We start from the raw sequence: 12,592 nt of genomic DNA, 5'->3' as shown, positions 1-12,592 counted from the left end.
ACCAGCACCGATACCTACATCAACTCGTTACGCGAGAAATTTGTCGACGAGTACCCGCTGGAACAGTTCCTGTTCGTTTCGGGCGGTATTGTCAACATGGCGCTGAACGAAGGAGTGCCAACGCCGATCAGTGTGCAAGTGTCGGCGGGAACGCTGGGGCAGTGCCGCGACGCCGCCGAACGGATTGTCGAAGCGGTCCGGCCGATCGCAGGCACCGCCGATGTCCAGATCGCTCAATCGCTTGACTATCCCCAATTTGACGTGCAAGTCGATCGCACGCGAGCAAAGTATTTGGGAGTTGATCAAGAAGAAGTCGCGCAAACGGTTCTGACCGCACTCGGATCGAGCGTTGGCTATGCTCCGACGATTTGGATTGATCCTAAATCGGGCACCGACTTTTTTATGGGAGTCCAATACGAATCGAATGACTTCAAATCGCTGGACGATGTTCGCAACATTCCGTTGTCATTGAGTACTGCGGACGGACCGATCACAATTCCTTTGTCGAACATTGCCACGGTCAAACGTGTCACCATTCCGGGCGAAATCGCTCATTACAACATCGCCCGCGTCAACGACGTGCACGTCAACGTGTCGGGACGTGATCTGGGCTCGGTCGCCGCGGACATCGAAGCGACGTTGGCGCGAATGGAATTCGCCAACGGCGTGTCGGTGACATTGCGAGGCCCGGTGGAAAAGATGCGATCGGGAATGAGTCTGCTGGGGATGGGCTTGGCCGTCGCCGCACTGTTGGTCTATCTCGTGTTGATGGCCCAGTTCCGATCGTTCCTGGATCCGTTGATCATCATGTTGGCGGTCCCGTTGGGAATCGGTGGCGTGTTGGCCGTGCTGTATTTGACCGATACCTACATCAACATCCAATCGTTAATGGGCACATTGATGATGATCGGCGTGGTCGTCAATAATTCGATCCTATTAGTCGAATTCGCTAACCGTCGCCGAGCCGCTGGATTGTCGCCGTATGATGCCGCGATGTCGGCGGCACAAGTGCGACTGCGTCCGATTTTGATGACGTCACTGACGCTGGTTGCATCGATGTTGCCATTAGCGTTCCATCTGTCTCCGGGCAATGAAGCGATGATCCCCTTGGCTCGAGCCTTGCTGGGCGGCATGATCGTATCAACGATCCTGACCCTGATTTTGGTCCCCTGTGTCTACACTTGGGTCCACCGCAAGTCATCGTTAGCGATAGGATAGAACCCGACCGTTTCGCAATCGCCGGAAAGGGGTTCAGTATGGTTTGGTAACATTGTCGAACCATTCCAAGCGGACACGCACGGTCCGCTTCCTCAAATTAACGAGATGTGCCACCTACGATTTGGCCGCCGCTTAGCTGTAGAAGCAGAGATAGGCGGTGGCTTCGTCGACCTTCACTTGAAACTTCACGTTGGCGTCGACCCGGAACTCGCTGCCGGTCTTGTACGATTCAAAATCGCTTGCTCCAGGCAGTTTGACTTTCAATTCCCCCGACACGACCTTCATCAGTTCCTTCTCGCTCGTTCCAAACTCGTACTCGCCCACCGCCATCACCCCGGAGGTCACGCGGCCTTCGCTGTTCTCGAAACCGATGGATTTGACTTTGCCGTCGAAATATTCGTTGACCTTCATAGAGATTGTTTCTTCTTGAAAAAAGGCATGGGAAGCGGGGAAACTCAATCGGCGGACATCATAAGTCCTGCCGTCGCATGAGCAAGCGGGTGGGGATTTCACATGTGAAAACCGCAATTCTTATTGGAATCACGCCGGAAATGATTCCAAGTAATCGGTGGTGCGTTAATCTATATTGCGATGCGGAAAACGCAAAAACGCATTGTTCGTGGCGTGAAATCGCATTTACTGGACTGGGGTTCTGAGTTATTTTGTCTGCTGCGTCAGGGAGAGGGACGTCCTGTTTGGGGCGCTCCTTCCTCACCCCCTCTGATTGCTTCTCTCTCCATCCCGCGAGGAAATTGCAGTGCTGTATCAAGCCATCTTCGGTCACGGTTCCATCGGCTCCATCCTCATCAACCGCACGCATCCGCGATCCTCGATGGTGGATCTCGTCAGTACCGCTGCCATCATGCTTGCCTTGCTGGTCAACTTGTTGTCGCCACAGCGATCGATGGCGGATTCACCGGTCAACCGCGAAACCTTGCAAGAGACGTCATGGCGATTTACGACCAAAAAACCGCGAGCCCATTGGTACGAAGTCGACTTTGATGATTCCCGGTGGGCACAAGGGGTTGGTGGATTTGGCACACGTTCCACGCCGGGATCGCGTGTATCCACCCAGTGGAACACCAACGATATCTGGTTGCGTCAATCGGTTGAACTCGATGTGGTTCCCGCGAAACCCGCGATCTATATGCATCACGACGAAGATGCCGATGTCTATATCAACGGCAAGAAAGTGCTTGCCGTGACCGGTTACATTGACCAGCACCAAGTGTTTCCGTTAGACGCAGAGGCGGCAGCCGCAATCAAAAAAGGCAGCAACGTCATCGCGGCGCACTGTCACCAAACCACCGGTGGCCAATCCATCGACGTGCACCTGATTGATGCCAACCGTATCCCCAAGCTGCCCAAACCAAAGCGGAATACGATACCGTTCAAGTCGGACTTGATCACCAAGTGGGGCGAGGAAGTGACTGCGGATAACGCATGGACCGAATATCCTCGTCCCGCGTTGGCGAGGCCCCGTCTACACAACCCGAGTTGGACCAACTTGAACGGCGACTGGGATTATGCGATTACCGGCGTGGATCAAACGGAAACCCCACAGAAATGGGACGGCGAGATTCTGGTTCCGTTTGCGATCGAATCACGATTGTCCGGCGTCCAGCGACTGCTGAGTGACGCCGAAGCCTTGTGGTATCGCCGCACGTTCCAAGCCGACGTGAACCACGGCGAACGGTTGAAGCTGAATTTCGAAGCGGTTGATTATCGCTGTGAAGTTTTTGTCAACGGAACCTCGGTGGGCAAACACGTCGGCGGCAGCAACCCGTTTTCGTTAGACATCACTGATGCGATCAAGACGGGCGAAAATAAGCTGGTCGTTCGCGTTGAAGATGAAACCGAAGGATCGCAGATTCGTGGCAAGCAGGTCATTCATGCACATGGAATTTGGTACACCCAAGTTTCGGGGATTTGGCAAACGGTGTGGCTCGAAACGGTCGCGGAGCGTCACGTCGATGATCTGAAAATTCATTCCGCGATTACGGATTCGCCGGACCAAGCCAAAGTGACCGTCAAGGTCGACTTGGCGGGCAAACCGGTTGCGGGCGAAAAGGTGCGAATCAGTCTGGTCGATGGCGACAAGTTGATTTCTTCGCAAACAATCGGCTCGGACGGAGTTTTCATCGCCGACGTCAATCAAGCAAAACTTTGGTCACCCAATTCACCCCATCTTTATGATCTCAGCGTCGTCGTGCTTGATCAGTCGGGCAATTCAGTCGACGAAGTCCAATCGTATGTCGGCATTCGCGAAGTCGGACGAACGGTGGATAAGGATGGACATCATCGCTTTACGCTCAATGGTAAAACGGTCTTTCATCTTGGTCCACTCGATCAAGGGTGGTGGCCCGATGGGCTCCTAACGCCTCCTTCGGACGAAGGCATGTTGTATGACATCGAAGTCCTCAAAGACTCGGGCTTTAACATGATCCGCAAGCACATCAAGGTCGAACCGCGTCGCTACTATTATCACTGTGACCGCATCGGCATGATGGTATGGCAGGATCAACCCAGCGGCGGCAAAGGCCCGCCGTGGACTCGGATGCGGGCGAACTCCCAAGATGCGGATTGGACCGACGCCGATCATGATCAGTACATGGTTGAAATGGAACGGATGATTGACGACCTGGAAAATCACCCCAGCATTGTCGTTTGGGTACCGTTCAACGAAGCTTGGGGCCAACATCGCACGATGGAAGTCGGCAAGTGGACGGTCAAACGTGATCCTTCGCGATTGGTCAATATCGCCAGCGGCGGAAACTTTTGGCCCGTCGGTGACATCGCTGACCATCATGCGTATCCGCATCCCAATTTCCCCTTGGCCGACAAACGTTTCGATAACTACATCAAAGTGGTCGGGGAGTTTGGCGGGCATGGTTATCCCGTCCAGGGGCATCTGTGGGATGCGAATCGTGACAATTGGGGTTACGGCGGATTGCCCAAAACACTGCAAGAATTCAAGGATCGCTACGTTGAATCGATGCGACGACTCGAAGATCTGAAATCCAAAGGAATCGCCGGAGGCGTTTACACGCAGACCACCGACGTTGAAGGCGAGATCAATGGATTGATGACGTACGACCGCCGAGTGTTAAAGATCTCCGAGGGCGAGCTGAGCAAGATTCACGCAAGCTTGGTTGAGTGAGTAAATGAATTCGGAGCGTGGCCGTAGCGAATGTCGCAGAGACTTTCGGCCATGCCCAGCGCGGATTGAAGCGAACGGAGTGTTGTGTTGTAGCAGTCCAGCGCAAGCCGCTCGGTCCGATTTGAACGTTTTATTCGCGCCGAGTTTCCCCACCACGTCAACGTGCTTGGCGTGCTTCCACGGCACCACTGAAAATCTCGTGAGCGACCAGCGTGACCATGCCGAAGATCAATGGCAGCACGTAGTACAAAATTCGGAAAATCAGCACGGACGCGAGCACCGAATCGCCCACGGTTCCTTTGAGCAGCGTGACCAAGATCACCTCCAAAACGCCTAGCCCCCCCGGGACCTGGGTCATCAGCGTGATTGCGATCGCGACCAGATAGGCGGCTAGGACTTGCGCGAATGGGACTGCCGCATCGATTGGCAAAACCAGGTACAACGCGGTAGCAGAGATCAGCAAATCGACAGCCGCCACCGAAGCTTGTACTGACATCAATCCCAATGCGGGGGGACGCAGATGCAGCTCGCCAATCGGCCAAGGTTTGTGCCACAACCAGCACACCAACGCGTAGCCAAAGGCCAGGCAGAGCAAAATGACACCGAGCGTTCGAGTGCCAAACGGCAATTCGACCGACGCGGGCAACTCAATCGGCACCGAGACCAGAACGATCCCACCTAAAAACCATAATCCGCTCCAAAACGTCAGCCCACAAATCGAGATCAGCACCACGATTTGGCGTGCGGTTAATCCCCAACGCGAATAAAAGCGGTACCGAATCGGCGCCCCGGCCATAAACGTGCCCAGGTTGTTGCCGAGGGTAAAACCCATAAACGCGACCAGTGCGACGCGGCGCAGCGGCAGCGATCGGCAGATATAACGCAGCGCCAACAAATCGTAGGCGATCAGCAGCCCGTAGTTCAGTGCGATCAGAAAGGCTGCGATTCCGAGGTAAATCGTCGGGACGCCCGTAAACCCCGCCTTAAAGTCTTCCCAAGTTACTTCTTGTGCTTCACGCCACAGCAATTTGACCGCCAACAGAAACAGCAGGCATGCAAACGCAGGCCCAGCGATCGCACGGAGTTTTTGTTTGGGCAAGGTGAGGCTCGGCTGAGCAGAATGAAGCGGGGAGGGGACGGTAATTGTCAATTGTGCCGTATCAAGCTCATTCGACAAGCCCGCTAAGGATTTAGGGGATCGCGGCGCGAAAGGAAAAGCTGACGCCGTACAAGATCCAAAACTTAGCCCGGTAGCCGAACTGGCGTGTTGTTTGCCAAACTGTAGGCCTTGGGAATATCGATTATCAAACAAATTTCCCTCAAATTTCACTTCAACCTTTGCCTGCAAACAGAAACATGAAAACAGTTCGACATGAATTAGTGGTGCTCGGTGGTGGTCCCGCAGGATACGTCGCCGCAATTCGCGCTGCACAACTTGGAATCGATGTTGCCTGTATCGACGAGAACGCTCAATTCGGAGGGACGTGTGTTCGGGTCGGCTGTATTCCCAGCAAGGCGTTGCTCGAATCGAGCCATTTGTACGAGGAAGCTAAGCACAAATTCAGCGACCATGGGATCAATGTCGAAGGCCTGGGGTTTGATCTCGATGCGATGATGGCTCGCAAGAAAAAGATTGTCGACACGCTGACCGGCGGCATCGACATGCTGTTCAAAAAGAAGGGGGTTACTCCGTATCGCGGACGCGGCAAATTCACCGATCACGAGACGATTCAAGTCGATGGTGACGAACCAGTCTTGGTGCAAGCCGACCAGGTGCTGATCTGTGCCGGCAGCCGGCCTGCTCGGCTGAGCTTTATCGAAGAGGACGGCGAGCGAATTGGCAACAGCACCACCGCGCTGTCGTTTCCCGAGGTTCCCAAACGATTGATCGTGATCGGTGGCGGTTACATCGGTTTGGAGATGAGTGCCGTCTGGAACCGGCTGGGCAGCGAAGTGATCGTGCTGGAAGCCCTCGACCGGATCATGCCCGGCATCGATGGCGAGATCGCCCAACTTGCTCATCGCACCTTTAAACGACAAGGCCTCGACATTCGCACCAGCACCTTTGTCGATTCCGCCAAACGCGATGGTGACGAGTGCGTGGTGCAAATCAAAGATGGCGAAGCATTGCGTGCCGACCGAGTTCTGTTGTCGACTGGACGCTCACCAGCAACCGATAACATCGGACTCGAATCGATCGGATTGGAAACCGACAAGCGAGGCTTCATCAGTGTGAACGAAGAATTCCAAACGTCACTCGAAGGCGTCTACGCAATCGGTGATTGTATCGGTGGCGCGATGTTGGCGCACAAAGCGATGGAAGAAGCGATCGTGTGCGTCGAGCGAATGGTCGGAATCAAGAGTCACATCAATTACGACGTGATTCCTGCGATCGTGTACACCCATCCCGAAATCGCGATGGTGGGGCAAACCGAAGAGCAATTAAAAGAAGCAGGTATCGAGTACAAGAAGGGCGTCTGCCCGTTTGGCGCGAACGGACGTGCTCGCACGCTGGGCGAACCCGAAGGTCGCGTCAAGATCTTGGCCGATGCTGCAACCGACCGCGTCCTGGGCGTGCACATCATCGGTGCCCGAGCTGGCGACATGATCGCCGAAGCGGCCACTGCGATGGAGTTCGGAGCGAGCAGCGAAGATATCGCTCGCACCTGTCACGCGCATCCAACGATGTCCGAAATCGTCCACGAAGCCGCATTGGCGGTCGACGATCGAGCGATCCACACGCTTTAATGCGTCGTCAAAGCTGAAGGTAGCGAAACTCGCAGAGAGTTTCGTCCGCAATACGGCGCAAGCCTCTGCCCCGTTCCGCATTTTGTGGCAAGCGGAAACGGGTTTCAGTCGCGATAGCGACGTCAGGTAACAGCCCCGGACGAGAGTCCCTTCAGTCGCGATCGCGACGAAAGCACCTAGCTGCGGGCGTCCGCCCGCAGAAACTAACCCAGCCCGATCCGTAGTCGCGATAGCGACGATAGCAGTGAGCATGATCTGCTGCGGTCGCTACCGCGACTAATTCAAGGATGTGGGTAATGACAAGGACGTCAGTCCGAGGTCGAAACTGAGCGTAGGGTCGGTTCCTACCGGCCGATTCTATCGAGCCATCAAGGTCGGCCGGTGGGAACCGGTGCTACTGGCTTTCTCGTCCGATTCGGGACCTGACGGCGTTCGAGTCAATGACGCGTTGGTTTCGCGTCGCATCTTATAAATCTCGATTTTTTCTTCAGCGCGGAGATCCATCCGAAACAATAGGTTGAAAAAGAGTTTGTTGTACAGCCATTTCTTTTCGATTCGGGGCGAGTCTTTAATCAAGTCCAATATATTGGCGTGTTGAGTTCTCCAATCCTCGTTTTCATCAGCAATCTTTTCGTTCCCAATTGATGTATCAATAAGCCTCGCCAGCGTCGTGTCGTCGCGTATGGAATTGGCGCGAAGGAATTTCCATATGGGCAGCGACTTCAGTGGAAACTCAGCCTTGCGGAGAAGGGGAACCGTATGTCGAAATTCGTAAGCACCTCCATACCCGCGGACTCCTGCGTAAGTCAAACGCTGAAATCCGTGGATTTGCTGAATTGCTGAGTCGTTGGGATCATGGTCCCGCAGGATATTGCCGTAAAGTGGCAATGAAAGTCGCTTCCCTGTGATCTCGCCGAAGTCTTGCAAGAGGGGTTGTTTTCGTCGCTCCACAGCAACCGAATAAAGCTTCAAGGTAATTTCGACTTCCGGTAAATACGGTGGATCTCTGAAACGACCAGACAGCTGACGAAAAAGCGAGGGCAAACGGACAAGTGCTATCGTTTGATACGATGCCTTTGGTTGAACAAGAATACTCTTGTGTGTTACGACGCTAACGTAGGCATTAGATGGCCTGTTGCTTATGACCATCGAACGCTGTTCAGCACCATTTGGAAACCGAACCTCCAGATTTTCTTCGAGAGAAAAATGACGGATGTAAATTTTATCATCGCTCAGATTGGTAATGCTCAGTTCTATGAACATTAAGTCTCCATCGATGATCTGATATTCTGACAATTCGAGATCGACTTGAAGATCGCTGGTGGGTAATTTTCCGAATTGTTGCGGCTCATTGCCCTGAATTTTGTCCAACGGAAATGCGTCGAGTGCAGATGAAATTTGTACAACTAAATCCTTCCTGTGCTCTATTTGCGGGTCTTGGCGTATTTGATCGAGCATCCACCATCGTTGCATTGGTGGGGACTTTTGAATAAGGCTTCGAATCTTCTGGAAGCACTCTGCATCGCTAAGTTTCGTATTTTGGCGAAGCTCGTCATAGGCGATTGAATTCGATACAAGTCGATATAGCACGGAGTCTGGGATGAAACGATTATCACGAAATTCACGCCACCGCGCTAAGTCATTCAAGGGAAAGGACGGTTTCTCCAAAAGGCCCTCAAGTCGGATGAACTGCTGTGCTGCGTAAAGGCTATCGATCGTTAATCCTCCATGAACCTGGCCCATGACCCAATCAAAGTTCTTATTTTCAAATTGACGTTTTGGAAGGAGCCCAGCAACCATCGGAACGCTCACGATTTCCCCCACAATCTTTGCGCGTAGTTGTCCCAGATGAGGATCCTTGTCGCTGGACAATTCGTTGGGAGTACGAAAAAGTCGTGCCGTAAATTCCAAACGTACGGCCTGAGGCTCCTTCTCCCAGCGTGAAAATTCTTGTGCGAGGATTCTGACGATGATCAGATAACATACATGTTCATTTGGATTTAACTGCGTGACATCGTTTCCTTGAAGTTCATCGTCGGTAACGGCACGATGTTCGTCGACATCCAAAACGCACACTCTACTTCCGAGCAATTTTGAAGTGTAGCCGTGATTAGTTGCAATGCAATGAACTCGACGTTGATGCGTTTTGTTAGGGCGAGTCGGTTGAACATCAGAACCGTAGCAAGCGGGCTGTTGATTTAATCGGAATGCAAATCGCATTGGTGAGCCGAGGGCCGTAAGGCACCGGGTAATGCGTGGAACCCGGCCGCTGACGCGCGAGCGGCTCACTAAATCAACAAGCCGCAAGCGTCAAAACGGCTCGTCCAACGATAGATTGCTGCTTAGCTGTACACTCAAGGATGGAACCAAAATAAGAGTTCCATCGACGCGTGTCGACTAAAAACTTCTGAAAAGTTCCAGGTGGTCGAGCCTGAGACAAGCTGCCATGATTTGATCCATCAGGCCGGAGGCCAACACAATTTCGATGTATGGGCCTCCGGCCTAAGCCGACCGCTTGCCGTACCGTTTAACCAATCGAAATCTCAATCACAGGGTGAGACCACCGAAAGTCTTCGCGACTTTCGCTACGGAGGATGTCAGCGCTAGCGAACTTCTTCGCTTCGTAGCCATCCGGATCGTTGGTCTATTGCGGTGACTTTGACCCAGTCGCCTCGAAGTTTGCTCACAATCACTTCACTTGCTTCGGTGAGCGGCTTGCCGATTTCTGGCGAAGTCGCATCGTCGGACGAGTGCATGTTCGCCTTGGCCACCACCACGGTCGCCGCTTGCGGATTGCGAAGCGTCCAGTCGTGGGCGGCTACCAATCCTGCGAAGACGAGCGAACACAGAATCAATCCCAGCGGCCAAACTCGTCCGATGCGATGCTCGCCGAACCACAGACGCGGGAAACCTCGCTGGATCAGCATCAACCAGGCAACCGTCCAGACGGCAATGGCACTCCATAACACCCAGGATCGTGGCACGTGTGAAAAGAGAACCGTCACGGATTGACGCGTAATGCTTCGTGCGTCGGGTGCGGTTTCGGTCGTGTCATTGGCCAAGCCGATCTCGTGCAGTGTTTGGCCAAGGGCTGCTGCAAACGCAGGATTGTCCGGATCGAACAAAATGGCTTTCCGGTAATAGGCGACGGCCAGCCCTTGTGATCCGCTCATCCGATAGCTGTTGCCGAGGTTGTAGTACAGTTTGGCGTTTTCGACCCCGGCATCAACGACCGCTTGGTACTTGGCTGCCGCCGATGCAAAGTTCGCTTTCGCCTGCTCAGAATCACTGGCGATCGCGTCGGCGGCGCGATGGTACATGCCGTCGGCTTCACTCAACACGGCATGCTGTTGCTGGCGAGTCATCGACGACGCATCGGATGACGTGGCTTCTTCAGCGGACGCCGATTGCGTTAGCCCGCCGACGAGCACGGTGATGCCAACCAGCGAATGCAGCACGGTGCTTGATCGACCGGTCGCTGACTGCATCGTATTCGCAGCCCGATTCGCTTTTCTGTCCACGCATAATTCAGCAATTTGTCTCGCTTCGCTTTTCAAACTCGGCAAGCTGCGAGGGTCGTCCGCGTCCAACTCGGAAAACAGCACGCCGTGTTCCGCTTGCCGACATCGATCAAACCAGCTTTCGAGTCGTACTGCTAAATCGCGATTTCCGATACGCCGCAATTGGCCCACCACCAGCATTTCGCTGGACTGATCGAGCTTCCAATAGGACGCTAGAAATTCACGCATTGCCAAACTCAGCGAACGAGGTGTGGTGACAACCGCGATGTCTTTCTCAAATTGCTTTAGTGGCATGAGCGATCGAATGCCGGAGGCAAACAACCCGCGTCGTGCGAACAGTAGCGAAAACGCAAACGCCAGCGGCGGCAACGCGACCGCGGTCAAAACGAATGAGTTCCAAGTCGTAGGAACGGATTGCGATTCCAACAAATCGTCGGCTGGATAGACGCTCGGTACGGATGCAACAGAATCCTCGATTGCAGAAGCCGCGGCATTGTTGGATGTATCCGAATTGGCGACAATTTTGTCAAACGACAGCGTCTCGGCCGGGGAAACCTCGATGGGGATCGGTTTGCTTTGGACGGTGACAAATTTCTCTTTGTGAGGGTCAAAGAAGCTGAACTCGATCGCAGGAATCTCGGTCACTGATTCGGATAGCGGACGAATCGTGGTGGTAAACAGCTTTTGGTTTCCGTCGACAAAACCTGCCAACGATTCATCTGCCACTTTGAAATGTTTAGTGAGCAATTCTTGTTCGTCCAGCAGCGGCGGTTGGACGCGATCCATCGGCCCATCGCCGCGAATTGCGATGTTCAGCGTGATCGGATCGCCCGCATTCGCTCGGTTGGGCGTCGCTTGAGTATAGATCTGATAGTCACCGACGGCTCCGCGATAATTCGCCGGTCGGCCTTGACTAGGGATCGGTTTGATTTCGATTGGTGAGACTTTTGCGTCGACAATCACGGGGCGAATCGACGAAATCGACAAGCGAGGGCCAAACGACGAGAAGGTGTCATCGAAGAAGCTTGAGCCTGAAAACGGAGATTGATCACCAAAGAAATCGTCCAGCGGGCTTCGTGAACGCTTCAGTTCGGTGGGATAGCGGACCACGATCCGACAGTTGGATCCATCGATCGATCCTGAGTGCTGGGGATAGATTTCCGCGTCGATTTCATACAAATAGTAGGTCGATGTTGTTCCGTCGTCCGCTTTGCGTTGCACTCGCTCGCCTCCGGGACGCTGGTTGTTGTCCGCCAATTCGTTCATGCGATCGGTGAACAGTCCCCAATCGGTTTGTCGGCTGATCAAACTCCACATGTCGCCTTCGGAAAGCGTCACCCGGTAGTCTTCGTTTTGATACGGTTTGATCCAAATTTTGAGCGTCAACTGAATCGGTTCGCCCACATAGACACTCGCGCGATCGCCACTGATTTCGACGAACGCCAAATCGCCAACTTCGCTCTTGGTTGCCGAAAAACGAACACTTTCGGTCAACTGTTTGCGTCCGTCATAGGACACCGTCAATGGCGGAATCACAAAGTCGCCAGCACGTTCGGGGGTGATGGCATAAGAATACGTCACCGATTCGATAACGGATTGCCGACCATTGATCATGAAAATTTGTCTGCTCTGAGACGGCGTTCCCGTGGATTCAATCTTCAGTCCATCGACTTGGGGAAGTTCGGGAGCGTCATGTTTAGCAATGTTATTGAATTCGATCTGCAGCGTCACCGGATACCCGACATAGGTCTCCTTTGCCGAGATTCCGATACGTACCTCGCCAGCGGTCGCATTGTCACCACACAGCAATGCAAAGGCGAGCGAGAAACCGATCAATAAAAGATGGGATATGTTTTTCATGGCTTACCAATCCTTATCGACAGGAACTTGACGGCGTCGTTGTTCACGTTCTGTTTGCATGCGTCGCAGCATCTCGCGATCGCGA

General features: G+C 53.6%; 7 protein-coding genes. 3 read left to right on the top strand and 4 right to left on the bottom strand.

What is annotated here, in order from left to right:
• A partial coding sequence (locus tag RMSM_RS34050) for an efflux RND transporter permease subunit (protein ID WP_040771006.1) occupies window positions 1–1,218 on the top strand: 1,218 nt, incomplete at its 5' end.
• 132 nt (window positions 1,219–1,350) lie between these two features.
• Here the strand turns inward: RMSM_RS34050 and ppnP are convergent.
• Window positions 1,351–1,629: a pyrimidine/purine nucleoside phosphorylase gene (gene ppnP, locus RMSM_RS34045; RefSeq protein WP_008708429.1), complete on the bottom strand. Its 279-nt coding sequence runs from the start codon at window positions 1,627–1,629 to the stop codon at window positions 1,351–1,353.
• Between the two features lie 346 nt (window positions 1,630–1,975).
• Here ppnP and RMSM_RS34040 point away from each other — a divergent pair, with 346 nt between their 5' ends.
• A complete protein-coding gene (locus RMSM_RS34040; protein WP_008708427.1) occupies window positions 1,976–4,378 on the top strand; it encodes a glycoside hydrolase family 2 protein in 2,403 nt (800 codons plus the stop codon).
• Between the two features lie 157 nt (window positions 4,379–4,535).
• Here the strand turns inward: RMSM_RS34040 and RMSM_RS34035 are convergent, their stop codons facing one another.
• A complete protein-coding gene (locus tag RMSM_RS34035; protein ID WP_008708426.1) occupies window positions 4,536–5,477 on the bottom strand; it encodes a putative bifunctional lysylphosphatidylglycerol flippase/synthetase in 942 nt (313 codons plus the stop codon).
• Window positions 5,478–5,734: 257 nt separating this feature from the next.
• Here RMSM_RS34035 and lpdA point away from each other — a divergent pair, with 257 nt between their 5' ends.
• The gene (gene lpdA / locus RMSM_RS34030) at window positions 5,735–7,126 is read left to right on the top strand and encodes a dihydrolipoyl dehydrogenase (RefSeq protein ID WP_008708424.1); all 1,392 of its coding nucleotides are present in this window, start codon (window positions 5,735–5,737) and stop codon (window positions 7,124–7,126) included.
• Window positions 7,127–7,483: 357 nt separating this feature from the next.
• Here the strand turns inward: lpdA and RMSM_RS34025 are convergent, their stop codons facing one another.
• Both RMSM_RS34025 and RMSM_RS34020 read right to left on the bottom strand, forming a co-directional pair.
• Window positions 7,484–9,193 carry a hypothetical protein gene (locus tag RMSM_RS34025; protein WP_040771003.1) on the bottom strand — a complete coding sequence of 570 codons (1,710 nt, stop codon included), beginning with the start codon at window positions 9,191–9,193 and terminating at the stop codon, window positions 7,484–7,486.
• Window positions 9,194–9,729: 536 nt separating this feature from the next.
• Window positions 9,730–12,507: a BatD family protein gene (locus RMSM_RS34020; RefSeq protein ID WP_008708422.1), complete on the bottom strand. Its 2,778-nt coding sequence runs from the start codon at window positions 12,505–12,507 to the stop codon at window positions 9,730–9,732.
• Between the last annotated feature and the right edge of the window lie 85 nt (window positions 12,508–12,592).

Origin of the sequence: Rhodopirellula maiorica SM1 (assembly GCF_000346295.1) — a bacterium.
Classification (GTDB): Bacteria; Planctomycetota; Planctomycetia; order Pirellulales; family Pirellulaceae; genus Novipirellula; species Novipirellula maiorica.
This window is presented reverse-complemented; position numbering and strand designations above follow the sequence as displayed.